Source organism: Macellibacteroides sp., assembly GCF_050251695.1.
In the GTDB taxonomy this organism is placed as follows: domain Bacteria; phylum Bacteroidota; class Bacteroidia; order Bacteroidales; family Tannerellaceae; genus Macellibacteroides; species Macellibacteroides fermentans.
The window spans coordinates 1-17,598 of sequence record NZ_JBFWMI010000071.1; the positions used below are offsets into that span (position 1 = coordinate 1).

Below are 17,598 nucleotides of genomic sequence, written 5' to 3' on the forward strand. Positions count from 1 at the left end.
TCTTTCCCCCTTCGGGTAGTATATCTTCCGGTAGAAGAAAAGGAACTCCCGTCGAGGGTAGCCATCATGGCCAGTGTACCCAAAAAGAAATTCAAACGGGCCAACAAGCGGAACCTTATTAAAAGGCAGATACGCGAAAGCTACCGGATACACAAATACGACCTGATTGATCCGCTGCAAGAGAAAGGAACCAGCATGCTTGTTGCCTTCTTATATGTAGATAAGGAGATCCGCTCCTTTGCCGAGATTGAAAAATCCATGATCAAGGCCCTGAAGGCCCTCAAAGATAAATGAAGAAATTCTTCACCTACATCCTGTTATTGCCGGTATATTTTTACAAGTATTTTATTTCACCCATGACTCCGGCTGCGTGCAGGTACACCCCTACCTGTTCCGAATATGCTGTGCAGGCCCTCAGGAAACACGGTCCCATCAAAGGACTCTATCTGGCTATAAAACGAATACTCCGCTGCAACCCCTGGGGAGGAAGCGGTTACGATCCGGTTCCCTGACATGCATTACGTAGATATACATACCCACCACACCCCTCACCAGGCATCCTCCGGTGCAGACTCATATGCCTGTATCGTAAATCTGATCATCGCAACGGAAGGGCAGCAACTGCCAAACACTCCAAACGAAAACGGCATCTACTATTCGGCAGGCATACACCCGTGGTACATCAGCGACCCCCACCAGCAAATGGAGCTGCTGCGCCACACCTGCAACCTGCCGGGCATCGTGGCACTGGGTGAAGCCGGACTAGACACGCTTGCCTCAACGCCTTTCATCCTGCAGGAAAAAGTCTTCCGCCAGCAGATAGCCTTATCTGAAGTGCTCTGCAAACCGCTGGTTATACACTGCGTAAAAGCCTGGCAACAGCTAATCACCATCAAAAAAGAGACGGCTCCCCGCATGCCCTGGGTGATACACGGGTTCAGGGGCAACAAGCAATTGGCCGAACAGCTCATACGCCAGGATTGCTGGCTCTCCTTCGGCGAAAAATTCAATCCAGAAGCCGTACAGGCAGCCTATCCGAACCGTATCCTGGCGGAAACGGACGAAAGCCTGCTCTCCATCCAAAAAATATACCAACAGCTTGCTGACGTCTCCGGAATAGATGTACAGCTATTTTCCAACACATTAAGAGAGAATGTTCGCACGGTTTTTACTATTTGATTTAAAAATAAGTACTAACTTTGCCTCACTCAAATAATACAATAATTTAGTACGATGAATTTTGTTGAAGAATTAAGATGGAGAGGCATGATTCATGACATGATGCCCGGTACAGAAGAACAGTTACAAAAAGAGATGACCTCTGCTTACGTTGGTATCGATCCAACTGCAGATTCTTTACATATTGGACACCTGGTAGGCGTTATGATGTTAAAGCACCTGCAGCGTGCCGGTCACCGGCCCATCGCCTTGATAGGCGGCGCTACCGGAATGATTGGCGACCCATCCTTAAAATCGGCAGAGCGTAACTTATTGGACGAAGCCACCCTTCGTCATAACCAGGAAAGTATTAAAAACCAGCTGGCTAAGTTTCTGGATTTCGATTCGGACGCCCCTAATGCCGCCAAGCTGGTTAACAACTACGACTGGATGAAAGACTACTCATTCCTGAATTTCATTCGCGACATCGGTAAACACCTTACCGTAAACTATATGATGTCTAAAGACTCCGTAAAGAAACGCCTCAGCTCGGAATCAAACGTAGGAATGTCTTTTACAGAATTCTCGTATCAGCTGCTGCAGGGATACGACTTCCTGTACCTGTACCAGCACGAAGGATGCAGACTGCAGATGGGAGGCTCCGATCAATGGGGTAACATCACAACCGGAACAGAACTGATCCGCCGCAAGCAGGGAGGCGAAGCCTTCGCCCTTACCTGTCCGCTTATCACCAAAGCAGACGGTGGCAAGTTTGGTAAAACCGAATCGGGTAACGTGTGGCTGGACCGCCGCTATACCTCTCCCTATAAATTTTATCAATTCTGGCTTAACGTAAGCGATGCCGACGCAGCCAAATATATAAAGATCTTCACTGCCCTGAGCAAGGAAGAGATTGCCGACCTGGAAGCAGAACAGGCAGCCGCACCCCACCTGCGTCCGCTGCAGAAGCGTCTGGCCAAAGAGGTAACCATCATGGTACACTCTGAGGAAGACTACAATGCAGCCGTTGAGGCATCCAACATCCTGTTTGGCAATGCCACATCCGAAGCCCTCAAGAAGCTGGACGAAGACACCCTCTTGGCCGTATTCGAAGGGGTACCTCAATTTGAAGTATCCATGGACGAATTTGCTACAGGCATCAAAGCTGTAGATCTGTTTACAGAAAAAGCTGCCGTATTCCCCTCCAAAGGCGAAATGCGCAAGCTGGTTCAGAGCGGTGGTGTAAGTGTAAATAAGGAAAAGCTGGCAACGGCCGACGAGGTAGTAACCTCTGCATCGTTGCTGAACAACAAATACCTGCTTGTACAAAAGGGTAAGAAGAACTACTTCCTGCTCATTATAAAGTAAAATTTCGAGCAATAGATTTGCAAAGTTAAAAAATATGCTTACCTTTGCAACGCTTTACAATAAAGCATCGGATTGTCTCATGGTGTAACGGTAGCACTACAGTTTTTGGTTCTGTCTGTCGAGGTTCGAATCCTCGTGAGACAACAGAAAGGAAAAAAGGTTTGGAATGAAAATTCCAGACCTTTTTCTTTTTCTAATAACTCCCTATTTTGCAAAACGTTGTATCCATCATCCCTTCAAATAAGTCACAGTAAATGCTTTACATTTGCGGCGCTCTTGCATGAGATCTTCAATTGAATACCCCCGGCGAGGTTCAAAGATGTCCAAACCTCTGCCCAGGATAATCTCCCATCCATTATTGGTCGTAATTCTTCTGTCATGGAAATCTTTAAATTCGTAGGTAAGGTTGATTCCTACCTCCCCAACTGACTCTTTAATTTCATCAAAAGCATCTATTGAATCGGGAGTCCTATCTTCCGAATTCCAAGTTACCAGATGCACATTCACTTCATCCTCCATCTCTTTCTGCTCAGCAATTAAACTAAGAAACTCAAGAAAGTTTCGAATCTGGTACGGAAGTCGGATGTATGGGTCTTCGATGGTTATCAAAGTCGCCCCCTTCAAATAACTACCAAACAACGATTTATATGATACCCCTGTTTGATTTTCACGGATACTTACATTTTTAACAGCAGGTTCGAGTTCAATTCGTTTCCTTTCACTTTTTACTTCTGAAGAAGTAACAGAAGAAGACTCTTGAATCATTGGTTCCTGAACATCCGTCCTCTTATCAGACTGTTCCAAACGAACTTTGTGACTTGGATTATTCAAGTTCTCTAAAGTCTCAATATGCACCTCTTCCCCGGTCGACAAAATGGTATAGCAGAACCTTGCAGGTTCGGCTTTAAACGTTTCATCAATAATATAAAGTTGATCTTTCACCCGCTTACGCCCTTCAGTTGCAAAATCTATTAACTCAAAAGCCTCTTCACGGGTGATCACCTTGTCTGGATAGATAAGTTTCATCAATCCGGAGAAAGTCTTCCTAATCGCATTATGATCACGTTCAGAAAGGGAGCCATCAAATTTGACGTATTCACTCATAATAGTTGAATAATCCTGTTTACGAAGTTCGTGTAACACTTCAGCCAGATAATCAGTTATAAACCCAAATCCATCGCTAAAAGATGATTTCTTTAATACACGAACTTCCCAACCCGGGATATAAAGATGAATCCGATCTAAGAAAGCACCTTTAATGAATGCATCCGGAATTGACTCAAAAAGGTGGGCATTTTTAAGCATATAGGGAACAGTATGCTTCGTATTACCAATAAAAGCCATGGAAGCAGAAGCCTCGTGAGGAGCCTTACCTCTGTTGAATGACTTATTAGCCAGATAATTCTGCATTGTATCCACCATTACAGGATCCACTCTTTTCCCGGATTGATGCTCATACTCATCCCAAGCCACCACATCCCAATATCCAACCAACCCAATCAACTCCTTATTACCCGAATGCTTTACAAACAAGCGGGCCGAAGTAACATCCCCGCCCGACACTAAAACTCCGTGCGGAGACAACTCCTGGAAAATATGCGATTTACCCGTTCCCTTTGGCCCCAACTCCATAAAATTAAAGTTATTTTCTATATGAGGAAGTAGCCGCGATATCTGTATTAGCTTACCTCTCCGGTTTAGAGTCTCTGGTTTTATGCCGATTGTCTGCACCAGTAAATCAATCCACTCATCCGATGTAAAATGCTTTCGCTGATCGAGGAACTCCTCCAGGTTTACATGAGCAATCTGGATTGGCTTTATATCTTCAATCACCCAGCGAACTTTGGCTACATCTGAATGATCGTAACGTACTTTCAAAATACTCCAAACACCGTTACCACTCAGCAATTTTGGGTTCGAACGTACTACTGCATCGCTGATCGGAATCTTTTTTATACCAAGATTGGCAAAATCAGCTTCGTACTGATTCTGCGAGCGGTCATTCAATTCTACATTCACTTTATCTATCACCCGATAACTATCCTGCTCGCGAATCCGGCTTTTGATTTTCTCGGCCTCAGCCCGGTTCACATAATTATTACGGATAATCTCCTTTACCTTCTCTATACCTTCGGCAATCAATTGTTCGTCATCCAGCGCACAATATTGAGCCAACAAATATTCCACCACATACGTAGGAACAGGAAGATTTCCTTTCACAATAGATGCCAGATCCTTTCGAACAACCTTCCCTTCAAAATAAGTCAATATCTTTTCTTTCAATTCCATAGTTAGAAGTCCCTTTCAATTAACGTATTATTTTTAACCGATTCTTCTATAAGCGGATTCAATAAGTCCTCTTTATCGAATACCTTAAGCTTTAACACCGTATCCAACACTTTGGTATTTAATGTAAGCACCGTCGTAAATATCCGGTCATTGGGAGATTCACCTACCGCATTTAAGGTGATTTCGGCCTTGTTCGAAACCAACTGCGTATCATTGTATATACCTAATTCAACCACACACAGCTTTTCGACAGACGAAAGCGGATTCTCCTGAATAATAGTCACCTTCAAATTATTAGAAGCAATAGAAAGGTTGGTTCCAAAAAGAATTGGCTTCACCTTCCGCTGTACTTTTTCCTCTCTGCGCGAACTCTCAATAACGGGCACAATAAGTTCCTGTAAACTTCCACCCCCATGGGTGTAACGATATCTTGACCCTTGTTTTTTAAACCGGTTCACAGAGTCGGGTATAACAACCCGATAAGGCTCATTGTATTTGGTTGTCTTATACATAGAAACCTTATAACCCAACTCCACATCCGGATTATCGGCTGTAATATAATGGCGGGCACCAGATTCCGTACATTCGCATGCAGCAATTGTATTCTTATCCGACTCTTCTATATCGTTATCGTTGTAGATAAAGCCATGGTCTGAAGTAATAAAAACCCGATTCACTCCGTATCCACCCTGGATACGTTTAACCATACCTGCCAGTTCGGCAATAGCCGTTTGCGCTGCCTGAAAAACATTTCGTTCAGTACCTTTATGTCCCTCCTTATCAATAATATCATGATAAATATAAACCACATCCGCTTTAAAAAGCTCTCTGTTCTCTTGTTTATTCCCATTCAGTACCGTATCAAAAGATACAGCCTTATATCCCGGCGAATGCATTTTAAGAATCTTATCCCGTTGCTCTATCCCAGCCGGGATTTCACCGTCTACTCTTATCTGTCCATCATACACATACTGCTTTCCAGGGAGCAAATTCGCCATCCCAAAAGCTGTTTCCGAAGGCAAAGAGGCCAGCTGAACATCTATCTTAGATATATTCTTGTCATCCTTATAAAGTTCATTCAGCAACTCAGTAGCAACTTCATACCGAAGCCCATCACTTATTATCACTGCCACTTTTTGTTTTAGCGGAGCAATCTTGTTCGTGAAGAAATCATACTGTTTCGGACAATTTATCTTTGCATATTCAAACCCCTTATCATTGAGACACTCCAGCCATTCATGATTCAATTTATAGGTAAACTTACCATAAATATCGTCTATCATTAATTTGATACGTTCTAAATACTCTTCAAAACCTTCATACTGCTCCAATCGAATGGCGTAGTAATTCAGTATGGCTTTGCGGTAACTAAAATCCACTTGGGCAAACTCATGGGTATATGCATCGATATAATGTTCAGGTTTGTCAAACACCAACGACAATTTAAGATCGGCCTTCTTAAGTAAAATCAAACTGTTCCGCAAGAAGGATAGTGTCGATTTCATCAAACCCTCTTCCTGTACTTCAATAGAAAGTTTATCCAGAATAGCCTCACCACCCTGACCTATTTCTGGAAAAACATGCCCCAATCCGACAATCAGTTCCCATTTCAAATCTTCCGTCATATATACAAAAGGAGTTCCCATTCCATACACTTCAATCAGTTTCGACTCTAAAATAGCAGCTCCGTTGATTTGAAGGGTTTCTTGAAAAGTGTTACCCATCGAAGCATGGGCAATCCCACTTTCCCGCAATCGGTTCAGCAACTCGATGCAATTCTGATTGTCCGTTTTTAAAGCCTTGTAAGGATCTTGAGGATTAACCAGCAATCCCTGCGTAATAGAGTTGTATTTCAATCGTTTCACAAGGCCGATCACTTCATCTCGGTCAAACAAATCAAAGTAAGTATCAAAATAGGTATTAATCTGTTTATTAATAAACTCTTTTAAGTTACATTTATCTACTTTTCTGAAAAATGAAGCTAATTCTTTCTCCTTATTGGGCAATCCGTAAGTAAGCAAGCGAATCAATATTGTATCCCAATCCTCCATTTTCGACAAAGAGAGGAATGCACATACCAGTCCCTTCTGGATATCACGTTCCACAAAACCGGCAGCATTCAATATGGGCTTTAGCACCTGCTGTGTATGGGCATATTTCAGTTCATTTATGTAGCGTTTTACAAGCATGGCATGATTAGCCTTCAATCCATATTCCTCCATGAAATCGGCCTCGCTGTCCATTCGGAGCTCCTTATTGGCTTTAAGAAGTCCCAATAACGGAAAGTCCCCCATTTCATCTTTCGACTGCGGACTCTTTACAGGCATATACAGAAATACCCGATCCATCCGCCAAATTGTATTGAATTTTAACTTCAGGTTGAACCAATCCCCTGCAAACTCAACCACTCTGATGGCAGGGAGATCCAATGCACGCACCTCCTCCAGATACTCACCCTCGGGGTCAAAGAAGAAAAGAACTTTAAGCCGTGGATTGCGTTGGAAATAGGTTGTTATTTTGTCATTCAGCATAATTCTATCGTTTTAGTATGAATCTCATGTTAAATAAATAGATACGGTTGTTTTGGTAGGGAAATCTATTTCCTTACCAAACGATTCCGCAGACGCTAACTTGTAATCCCTCAGCGACTTACCCATTAACACAACGTAACCGTTGTTTGTCAATTCATCATCGTTTTGCTTCATACAATTGGTAAGAGTCCGTACGTCAATTTCAAAAAACTCGGCCAACTGCTTTTTGGTAAATTTATATTCCCCCTCGAACAGTACACCTTTCAACCCGATAGCTTTTTGTATTTCCTCCAATGCATACCGGTTGTTTAATATATTCTGGCGAGCAACACCTGATGCTGTTAAATCCTTCTTCATACTTCTTCTATTTTATCGGTGTCACTACTTTTTTAAATAATTCATAGTTTACAGCCACCCCATCGTCCAGGTCGAATTCAATTTGAGCATCGGCCACCTCCTTTAATTCCAGGTCGTAGGCACGACATTCCGCCAGGTCTTTCTGCAGCTTTTCCAACAACCTGCGTTCGGCAGTATTAAGCGAAGCCTCATTACTTTGCAGCATGGCAACCCGGTTCTCCAGGTTACTGATATGCTTCAATAAATAGTGGCTACGGATCTTTTCAACCGTAAAACGGTTCATCCGATGCATATAGGTAAGCACCTGAAAAGTCCCCTTGGGCGATGCAAACAGCCAATAAATCGGTCGTTTCTGGTAACGTTTGCAATGTTCCTTCCAAAAGACCTTAACCAGATAGCTTTCCAGATCGGTGCCCAAACCCTGTTCCACAAAGTTGAGGGTATTCACCAACTCCTCTTCGCCCCATACCAAGGCAAAAAACTCCTTCAGGCGAGCCAGGGCATTGTCGGTAAAGCTAACACTGTTGTCCATTAACGGGATGATGCCATCCTCATCTATCTGAAAAGTACGACCGTTGAAAGAGTAAGAAGCCACTTCCTCATCGGAAGGATTGGGATGCGCGATATGCAAGCCCCCCTTATCCAACCGGTAGCGCCCCATCATACAACCCACCGCATACGAAATCAATTGCCCCATCACTACATCTGTCTTAATAGGCAGTTTCTCCTGCAACTCAACAGCATCCCCAAAAGCCTTGGTATCCAATTCATCCTGCAGAATCGTAATATCCTTCAGCTTCACCTCCGGAGTCAATTCATCCTGCAGCCCATAGATATCAATAAAAATACGATTGAGCTCCGTTTCATTGGCATGGAGCTGAACAAAATCTTGCGTTACCTTCTCAACCCACCCATTGTAAGCCTGTTCAAGACTCACATAACCTGTTGCAATCAAAGGAGATTGCTGAAAGTCCCAAGAGGTTTCTCGGGAGTCCCAGTCGGATTTGGCGATTTTAATTGAATTTAAAACCAAAGTATTTATTTCAAATAAATGTTTTTGATCTATTTTGTATGGAACTTTTGCGAAATCTCCTGAGCCTGTAGATAATGTCTGAGAAAAAATTTTAATAAATGATCCAAATACAACAGTGTTAATTAAACCTAACATATAAAATAAATTATCACAAAATAGCATTGGACCACTTGTGTCAAATAAAAAACCTTGAGGAGTATATCGAGCTCCAATATTGGTTCCACCAACAGAACTCCAGGTCAAACCCTCTTTAAAATATAGACTATAATTTCTCAAGTTTCTAGACCATGATTTTGTTGAAGGATCATTGGGGTTATTTTCTAACCAATATTTTAATTCTTTACCATCATTCTCAAAGTTAATTACAATATCATTATTCCCAAACCATTTAGAAAATCGTCCACCTTTATTGTGTGGAAACCATTTGTAAAAAGATTTCAGAGCTACATCTCTTGATAGCCCAATTGCAAATTTGCGAAAGTTTACTTCACTCCAAATTCTCAAGAAGCGTTCATTATCACTTGTTTGTAGTCCTGCTCGTGGTTCAGAAATATCCCCAATTGATAAATTTTCTTGAATCGCTTCAATATACCTTTCACTCACCCAATACGCAATTGGACTGCCAGGAATCTTTTCGAAGTTGGATTGGGAGATGTTGGGGTATCTGTTTTCGCCATTCAGGAACATGGTCTCTTTAGTACTGCAATTGACTCCATCTACTAAACGATAATATACTCCCGTATAAATAGACTTGCAATTTCGCATTACAAAGGCCGCATTCTGAACCACCTCACCGCTTAATTCATCAAAGGTTCGTGGTCCCAAATGAAGCATATTTTCAAAGTGATAATGTTCAATAAAGTATTTACGAAGGGCTTCAAAGGAAGAAAGGAACATCCACGAATGCATATTAATCATTCCCATCAAGGCACGTGGCTTGCCAACTTGCATGCAGACTTCCATAAAGACGGAAAACAGGTCGGCTTTGCTTTTAGAATAGTTGTCGTTGATGTATTTCTTTAAATCGTCATTCATATTACCACTTCCCATATAGGGCGGATTGGCGGCGACTGCTTCGTATTTTTGTGTAAGAACTAACAATACTTCAATATAGGGTTTCATGCGTTGCCACAACTCCTGTTCCAGAATATTGGAGGCGTTATGTTTGGTCCAATGCTTATACCGGGAAGCGATTGCTTGCCGGGCCTGGGGGGGTATATTGAACTTCATAATGGAACCTAGATTCTGACTTTGTTCCATCAGCTGAAGAGCTTCACGTAATGGCTCAACAAATTCCTTTCCTTCACGACCCAGAAAATCTTCAACCTCCTGTTCGGTAAAGATAGCTTTATCGGGCATGGCATAAACGTGAGGGGTGATGTTGCGGGTAATTACGGAACGATCTACTGCTGCGGCCTTCAGCAATAAGGCAAATTGCGCCAACTGAGCGGCACGTAAATCAATGTCCAGACCAAACAAATTACGGGCAAAAATAGAATCGACCGCTTCGCGAGCCGTGTAGTGTTCTTCCCGGTACATGGCAAATAGCCGGTCGAACCCTTCCACCAGGATATGTCCCGATCCGCAGGCCGGATCCAGCAGTTTGATCTCTGCCACCTCCGTTACAACAGGTTCCGCCTTTACATCGGGGTTCTCTACCAAATAGCGCATCGATTCACGCAGACGCGAATCCGGATTCAGATCCAGCCACAAGCGTCCCACGGTGTTCTCCACCATGTATTTTACAATCCAGTTGGGTGTAAATATCTGGGTGGCCGCCGGTATATCTTCCGCCTCTGCCTTCTTTTTATTCTTGAAGCTTTTAAAAACCTCGTCCTTCTTTTCCGAAATATAAAACTGATACAACCAGCCAATCAATTCCACCCGGGTATAATCTTCGTCGGAAATGGCATCCGTTGTGTTCAACAACTCGATAAATCCGTTTTGTGCCAGCATATCTGCAGGCAACAGCAATCCGGTATAATCATCTATTCGTCCGAAAATACGTTGCAACAGTTCGTTTTCGTAACAAAAGGCCGTAATCAACAACGAAAAAAGTTCTGTTTCGCGGGTATCATCTTCAATCAACGACCGGAATATTCGCTGCCCGTTTTCATCCAGACGGGGTGTAATACCCTGTCTGGCAGCTTGCACAAGGGTGGTGATGCGGCTTTCGGCCGATGTATACTCCATCTGTGCCGGGATATATCCGTTCTTTGCCAGGATACGGATAGCCATCAACCTGTTAAACCAGGTATAGGCAGCCTCCTCCACCACCTGACCGGCACCTTTGGCCTGCACCGCACTGCGAAGCGCCTGCCATTTACTATTAAAGTCCGTATCTTCAATCATTTTGGATCCGAACAAAGCCCCGCCACCAATTACCTGCGGTTCTGTTTCAAATCGTTTTGTTTTTGGGTTGTACCCCCATTGTATCAATTGTTTCTCCACCCCGCTTTTCAGGATGTTGCGTGCCTGCTGTGCAAACCGCTTGAGAGCAGATGTATTCATTTATAGAATGGCTTGTAGTTACTTAATAATAATTTTTTTATTGCTCAGAATCATATGCATCAATTGCTGGCGAATCGAAGTTAGATAGGCATCCACCTCGGCTTCTGTAGAAAGGATATAGTCTGCTTTCGGTAAAGAAAATGAAATGGGTTCGGCAACAGGCGGGGTTCGTGGTCCTTCATCGGGCTTTTCGCCTTTGTTGATAAGTTCCTGCCTTTTCCTTTGTGCCTCTTTATTTGCAAGCTCCTGATCTATCTTGTTTTTTTCCATCAAGATCTTACTGCGCTCTTTACTTGAAAAATTATCGGCATTGGAAAGCTCTAATCGGAGCAGACTGATGGTTTTCAGTTTCTCGATGGACTGAAGTTTATAACCTCTGTCAGCAAAAACCACTTTACCAACCTGATTGGCTTCTGCCAGCGCATCCAGATCGTTGAATATCGCTTCGTAACGGACCAGCGTTTCATTTTGTAAAGCTTTAACTTTCTCTCTGATGGCCTTATCAAGCTCCGTTTTAAGTTTGAGGTAGCTGCGGAAGTCTCTTACCGAATCACTTAACAGGAACGATTTTAGTTGTTCGGCCTTATCCCTATCAGATGCTTCCAGGTGAACAAAATTCTCTTCGTTCTGTTCGCAGAAGCGTTTGATGTTGTTATATTCGTCCAACGACTGTTCGGCAAAATCCTTTAGGTTGCGACATACATCTACCAGATTTGCCATTGCTCCTGATTCCAAACTCAAGGTTTCGAACAAACGCTGTGGTTCGCGGATGTTCTCCCAGGCAGAAAGCTTGTCGGTCAGCTCGGTAAGATGCGAAGCGAAAGGATACTTCGACACGGTGGTTCTCACCTTTTTCCACTGTTCGTGCTGGTCAACAATACGTTTGTTGCGGAGTTCATCAAACAAAGCATTTCCATCACCTGTAGGGGTGATGTGTTCGTTAAAGATTATTTTCCATGCCTCTATCGCCCGGTTTATCAAGTCTTGCGAAATGGCTTGCATAGCTACAATCGCCAGGGAAGAACGTTCGCTGGAGAGCATCGCCTTATTTACATAATCCGCCAGAGGGTAACGGGGCTGGTTGCGATAACTAAGATCGCGTAACTTACGCTTGTAAAGCTCTGTTACAATGAATATAATACTTACATCCTTCCAACCGTAAGGAGCTGCCTTGAATTTATCCAACAAATCTGATAGCAGAATCTCGTTGTTATGCCGTGTGATGTAATCGTTCACCAGCTTTTCGGCATCGTTCAGCGGATTCAGTTCGGTATATTCGTTTGGTTGAACCGGACGAAAGGTACGATGTTTCAGTTCGTCTTGTGTTTGTGGGAAAGTTTCGGCCAGCTTTGCGTATTTATAGACACTTTCCAGGTGGCGGAAAAGCACATTCCGGTAGCGATCTGCACCATCTCCGTTTATCTCCGAAGGATCAATTACCGTATTACCCGATATAAAGGGAGTCTGCGTAAACTTACGATAGATAGTAGGTTTTATTCTCGATTCCAGCATCTCTACATTACGTAATTTGAAACTTTCGATCGATTTTTTACGTGCTTCGGTAGGATAAATCTGATTATTCTTAATATACAGCTCTACTTTACAGAACCATTGAAAGTCTGTAACCAACGCTTTGTCAGTTTTAAACCATTCGTTTAAACACAGAATCAGGGTATCGGCCCGGTTGGCCAGACTCTTTTGAAGCCGGTCTGTATCGTCGAATACGGTAAACGAAACGATCACATCTCCATTATTTCCCAGATAGTTTTTGCCGTCTATATTGGCAATAATACGAAAATCGTTTCCAGCAAACCGGATCTTATTCTCGACGCGAAGCCAGGGAAAGAGAATGGTTTTGAGTGATTCAGACACAAAGTCGGTTCCCAATGTGGTGTTAGCTATCAATTTGGAAAGCTCCACTTCGTCTTCGTTGTAGAAATAGTAGTTTTTATTTTCTTCGCGGATAATGTTGGCTTCGATAAGCTTGTTAAGTACCTCCTCAATCTTATTGCGTAATTGCAGCTTATTCTCATCCAGATTTGTCATCATCAACAACACCAGATTATCCAACGTTGAACCGAATAGCTGTTTATCGCTATCCTGCAGGTTCGAAATCATGAACAGAACTTTCACAACCCGTTGGTAGAATGGATTCGATTTTACAACTTCCAGACTTAAAGCCGGCTCGATTGCCTTTGTACCCCGGTGAATCAGGTTTTGCCAGAACATCTGGTTGAAAAAGGCATCGAACGGGATAAACGTTCCAACCTCTTCATCTTTATTAATCTTGGCTGTTTCGTGGGTAATTTTCAATACCGACCGCTCGTTGTCCTTTACCTCTGCCAATACATACTCGAGGCGTTGAAATGCCTCAAACACCTTGGATATCAGTTTGAACTGATAGGGGACAAAGGGATAGGAGAGCAAGAAATCTTCTTCGGAACCAAAGCCCTTATATAGTTCGTGCCCCATCTGGAATTGGTTCAAGATGGCATCCCTCTTGTCCTGATAAAGCTTTTTAAGTGTAATCTCGGCAGCTGCGTTCTTGTCAAGTATACGTTTTTGTGTAATGTAAGCAGGGTCTGTACTTTCCAACGAAACGCGGGTTTCGAAACGACCCATAATCTTCCCATAATCATCGTCAGTGGCATGTATTCCCGATTCGGTTGTTACCGTTTCTATCGTTTGTTGCGCCGTACATGCTACCCACACTTGCTTGTTGCAATTAAGGCTCAAGCTTTCAATCACTGTTTGAAGGCCGAGCAAGACATCCTTATTGGTATTAACAAATTGCGAAACTTCGTCTACCAGGAATATCAACCGGTAATTCTCTCCCTTGGAGTTGAGATAGTTGGCAATCTCGTTGGTAAATTTCCGGGTATCTATATGATACGCCTCTTTATGAAGCAGCGAAAGCTTCAGAGATTCAATATCCATTTTAGGAATACAAGACTTTGCCACCTGCAATACGGTGTCTAGTTCGTTGGCAACCACATCGGCCGCCTCGGTATCCCAATCGAACTCTTCCTCCTCGAAAAGTCTTTCTTTAAATTCGGCAAAGACATTATTCTCATCAAGGTATTTTTCAAAGAGAGTGGCTAAGGGGATATTATAGGCATTGTATCCCCTGCACTGGTTGAACATATTAAAGAATATATTGGTAAAGGTGGTATTGTCTTTATTGGCTTTGGACACATCCTGGGCATTAAAAAGGATGTCTTCTATCTCAGCTTTATCGTACCATCTTTTTAAATCGGCCATTTCGGAATTGCTGATTTGAATACCGCTGTTTCCGTTCAACATGGGATCGCGTTCCTTAACCGCCTCTACCAGCCGTGCGAGGGCTACGTCTTTTGTTTCTGGAGCAATGCAATAGTGAATGTATTTTAAAAAGTGAGACTTACCGGAACCATAATACCCGTTGATCCAAATTCCTGTTTTGCTTACCAACTCTTTGTTTTTTATGGCAAGCAGCACTTTGTACAGATTGTTAATAATTTCGTCTGTAAAGACATACTCTCCAATCTCTATATCAATTGTCTCCGTTGTACGATCTTGTGCAACAACGGCTGGATTGATTTTTCTTTCAATCTCTTTACTGTAAATTTCTTTTAGTTTCATAACGCATGGTATTGAATCGTATGATTGTTAACGGTTTATTAAAGTAATGGAACGGTATGTATTTGCATCATCCAAGACATCGAACAGACTAAAGCTATTACCCTGGGAGTGACCCGGATAAAATACAATTATCTTGAAGTCTTCGCCATGATTGTATTTTTCGAAATTAGACAAAAAGGTATTGGTCCGCAAGTAGGGATAAATCTGACCGAAACCATACAGAAAGACAAACGATTTTGTTAGTTCGTTCTCTTGCTTTAAATGTTCCCGGATTCTTTTATCAACCCATTCGAAGAATTTCTCTTCAGACGCATTGCGAATCAATGTGTTGTTTACCGAATTGGCATCTTTGTACTCTTTTTCTACTAGATAGTTCAATAAGGATGGATGTCTGCCAAATTTCTTAGCATCCAGGTATGCGCAAAATTCGTCGAAGATATTAAGTGTAAGAATATCCAGGTTATTGCTGGGACGACGCAGACGAGACTTAAACTCATCAATCTGATAGCAAATTTCGTTTTCGTCTTCTGCCGGGTATTGGAAGATATATACATTATAGAACATCGTTCCAACGGAGGTATCCTGAAATGATTTATCCTCCAGCTTGTGATAAAGCTCTTCAATAGTCATATTCATAACGCTGTACTTAATAGTTGAGACTTGGTCTGAGCACTTAACAGACAGGCATCCAAAAACCAAAGTTCTCTGTTATTTATCATATAATCAAGAACCTGGGCCGATGGAGTTACAGATTTTAATTGATTGGATGTAGCATCCAACAGATTTACTTCCCTAAGCATGCATAGGTAAGACGATATGGATTTCTTTTTAGACACATCGCTTAAATCAAACACAAACTGATCACTGCCGCCTATTTCGTCTAATTCCATTTTATAAAGGTAAGCATCAACTGTGTTACTGGAAGAATTCCAGATGGATAACGTTACGTTAAAATGAAAATCGAAGACTAATTTATAGGTTTTCAGGCACACATAAAAAAGTAAGATCTTCTGATCGTCTTCACTGCTTTGGCTAAACAATTGCCAAAAGCGAGCATCCTGGAAAGAAATCCGTTTACGGATTTCACCCATAATGCGCTTGCGGGCGGCTTCGGAGTTTATTTGCAAAAAATTATTTTGCTTAATCTCTTCTCTAATCAGCTCGACCGTCTGTTCTCTGTTAAATAAAGGGAGAACAGCCAAAATCTCACGATGGAGTAGTCCGCCGATAGAAAATGAGATAGTATAGGGACTTTTATTATGAATTGCAATTCCCTTATGTGATATATCTTTGTTCATTTGCTTTTATTCAATAATTCTCTTACATCAATATTCAAAATTTCGGCAATTTGCGCCATGGTTTCAATGGACGGCTGTATTGAATTAGAGCACCAGCGAGAGATTGTAGCAGGATCTTTCCCCAACTGTCCAGCCAGCCATTTCCCCGATTTATTTTTTTCTACCAGAACTACTTTGAGTCGATTCAATTGTTTCATAATGTACTTTAATTGACATACGATGTAAAAGTATTGAATAAATTTGAATTTCTTCCTTATTCTTAAACTCTTTTCCTTATATGTTTAACCGATTTGTAAACGAAGATTAATTTCTTTCCATACGAGATCGTATTCGTTGGACCATGGTCTACTTTTCGTTGGACCTAGGTCAACATATCGTTGGACCATGGTTGAGATATCGTTGGACCATGGTCCAACGATTAGTTGCCTTAATTCAAAGTATCTATTCGGTGTAGTACGTGTCTTATTATATAGTATAATAGAGTTTCTTTGTCCTCAAAAAGATGTCATATAGTGTATTGTATTTTTCAGACCGTAATGAGAAGTTACTATCATTACTTTCAGAACGTAATTCATTTGATTCAGTATTATTTATTTTTGATGGTTGTCGGCGTTATAAATTTGAGAAAGAAGATTTAGGTATCCGCTCACCGGCTGATTTATTAATCCGTAACCGTGGTGTGCTTTCATTACTGAATCCAGAGTGGTCCTATTATCTTTACATGTTGCCCGAACGATCCACCTACAGTATCGACAGTCTATGCGGGAAAGTGAAGCGTTGTTGGGGATTTTATCCAAAAGAGGGAGAATGTCATGTGTTTGTAAGAAAAAATAAACATTCTTTGACCCTGCTCTACAGCCTCTCCGGCGAATATATCAGCATCCACCGTCAGCTTCGGCAGGGAGTACTTCGTCTTAAAAAAGAGGAAATTGCAGGGGGCTATCGGACTAGTGACTGGCAAGAAATCAACCGCTTGTTATCTGAAAAAAGAGAGGTTAAAAGAAGGCGGTTAAAAAGAGTGTAACATGCTTTATACAAGCGATTTAATATATAGTTTGCTTGTTAAAACCATTGTTTTTACATATCTTTGTGGCATGAAAAAAGATCAGATGCAAACTCTTCCTCCCTTGTCTGTAACACTCTCTTTAGAGGAGTATCAAGGCCTGTTGGACAGGATTCGTTTGAGTGAACAGAAGGATCTGGAGTATGTGCAAAAGATCTTAGAGAATGAGCAAACTATCCGGGCGAAAGAACAAGAGATCTATGAGAAGAAGCAAGAAATTCTTGCGAAAGAACAAGAGATTCATGAGAAGAAGCAAGAGGCCTTTGAAAGTAAGCTTGAACTTATAGAAGCGCAGGAAGAGATTGACCGCCTGCGCTGGAAGCTGCTCTGTTTGAATCGTTTCTGCTGGGGAAGCTCCAGTGAAAAACG

At 42.1% G+C, this 17,598-nt stretch carries 13 protein-coding genes and 1 pseudogene; 6 read left to right on the top strand and 8 right to left on the bottom strand.

All coding sequences use genetic code 11. The features are described 5' to 3' along the window. The 4 genes from AB7E53_RS10790 to tyrS all read left to right on the top strand — a co-directional run. Positions 1–294, top strand: a 294-nt coding sequence (locus AB7E53_RS10790) for a ribonuclease P protein component (protein ID WP_446775617.1), incomplete at its 5' end; no start/stop codon positions are given. Continuing rightward, on the top strand, positions 291–512 hold the full coding sequence (gene yidD / locus AB7E53_RS10795; protein ID WP_068186567.1) for a membrane protein insertion efficiency factor YidD: 222 nt from the start codon (positions 291–293) through the stop codon (positions 510–512). The genes AB7E53_RS10790 and yidD, both read left to right, overlap by 4 nt. Before the next feature lies 1 nt (position 513). Beyond that, positions 514–1,179, top strand: a complete 666-nt coding sequence (locus AB7E53_RS10800) for a TatD family hydrolase (RefSeq protein WP_446775618.1) — start codon at positions 514–516, stop codon at positions 1,177–1,179. 54 nt (positions 1,180–1,233) lie between these two features. Beyond that, positions 1,234–2,526 carry a tyrosine--tRNA ligase gene (gene tyrS, locus AB7E53_RS10805; RefSeq protein WP_371689149.1) on the top strand — a complete coding sequence of 431 codons (1,293 nt, stop codon included), beginning with the start codon at positions 1,234–1,236 and terminating at the stop codon, positions 2,524–2,526. 228 nt (positions 2,527–2,754) lie between these two features. On the opposite strand, the gene brxL is transcribed toward tyrS, so the two are convergent. The 8 genes from brxL to AB7E53_RS10845 are packed head-to-tail and all read right to left on the bottom strand — an operon-like array spanning position 2,755 to position 16,363. Further along, positions 2,755–4,815: a BREX system Lon protease-like protein BrxL gene (brxL, locus tag AB7E53_RS10810; RefSeq protein ID WP_446775620.1), complete on the bottom strand. Its 2,061-nt coding sequence runs from the start codon at positions 4,813–4,815 to the stop codon at positions 2,755–2,757. A gap of 2 nt (positions 4,816–4,817) precedes the next feature. Beyond that, positions 4,818–7,346, bottom strand: coding sequence for a BREX-1 system phosphatase PglZ type A (pglZ, locus tag AB7E53_RS10815; protein ID WP_446775622.1), 2,529 nt, complete (start codon positions 7,344–7,346; stop codon positions 4,818–4,820). Positions 7,347–7,370: 24 nt separating this feature from the next. Continuing rightward, a complete protein-coding gene (locus AB7E53_RS10820; RefSeq protein WP_446775624.1) occupies positions 7,371–7,703 on the bottom strand; it encodes a hypothetical protein in 333 nt (110 codons plus the stop codon). 7 nt (positions 7,704–7,710) lie between these two features. Continuing rightward, positions 7,711–11,247: a BREX-1 system adenine-specific DNA-methyltransferase PglX gene (gene pglX / locus AB7E53_RS10825; RefSeq protein WP_446775626.1), complete on the bottom strand. Its 3,537-nt coding sequence runs from the start codon at positions 11,245–11,247 to the stop codon at positions 7,711–7,713. An 18-nt stretch (positions 11,248–11,265) separates the two neighbouring features. Further along, on the bottom strand, positions 11,266–14,868 hold the full coding sequence (gene brxC, locus AB7E53_RS10830; protein ID WP_446775628.1) for a BREX system P-loop protein BrxC: 3,603 nt from the start codon (positions 14,866–14,868) through the stop codon (positions 11,266–11,268). A gap of 27 nt (positions 14,869–14,895) precedes the next feature. Beyond that, entirely contained in the window at positions 14,896–15,504 is a 609-nt protein-coding gene (locus tag AB7E53_RS10835) for a BREX protein BrxB domain-containing protein (protein ID WP_446775630.1), read from the bottom strand. Further along, a complete protein-coding gene (locus AB7E53_RS10840) occupies positions 15,501–16,166 on the bottom strand; it encodes a BrxA family protein (RefSeq protein WP_446775632.1) in 666 nt (221 codons plus the stop codon). Before AB7E53_RS10840 ends, AB7E53_RS10835 begins: the two co-directional genes overlap by 4 nt. After that, positions 16,163–16,363 (bottom strand): helix-turn-helix transcriptional regulator, encoded by a 201-nt coding sequence (locus AB7E53_RS10845; RefSeq protein WP_350456168.1) that lies wholly within the window; start codon positions 16,361–16,363, stop codon positions 16,163–16,165. The genes AB7E53_RS10840 and AB7E53_RS10845 overlap by 4 nt, the downstream gene beginning before the upstream one ends. A 305-nt stretch (positions 16,364–16,668) precedes the next feature. Here AB7E53_RS10845 and AB7E53_RS10850 point away from each other — a divergent pair, with 305 nt between their 5' ends. Then, positions 16,669–17,190, top strand: coding sequence for a hypothetical protein (locus tag AB7E53_RS10850; protein WP_446775634.1), 522 nt, complete (start codon positions 16,669–16,671; stop codon positions 17,188–17,190). Between the two features lie 70 nt (positions 17,191–17,260). Continuing rightward, positions 17,261–17,598, top strand: a pseudogene (locus AB7E53_RS10855) (hypothetical protein); the annotation flags it as partial.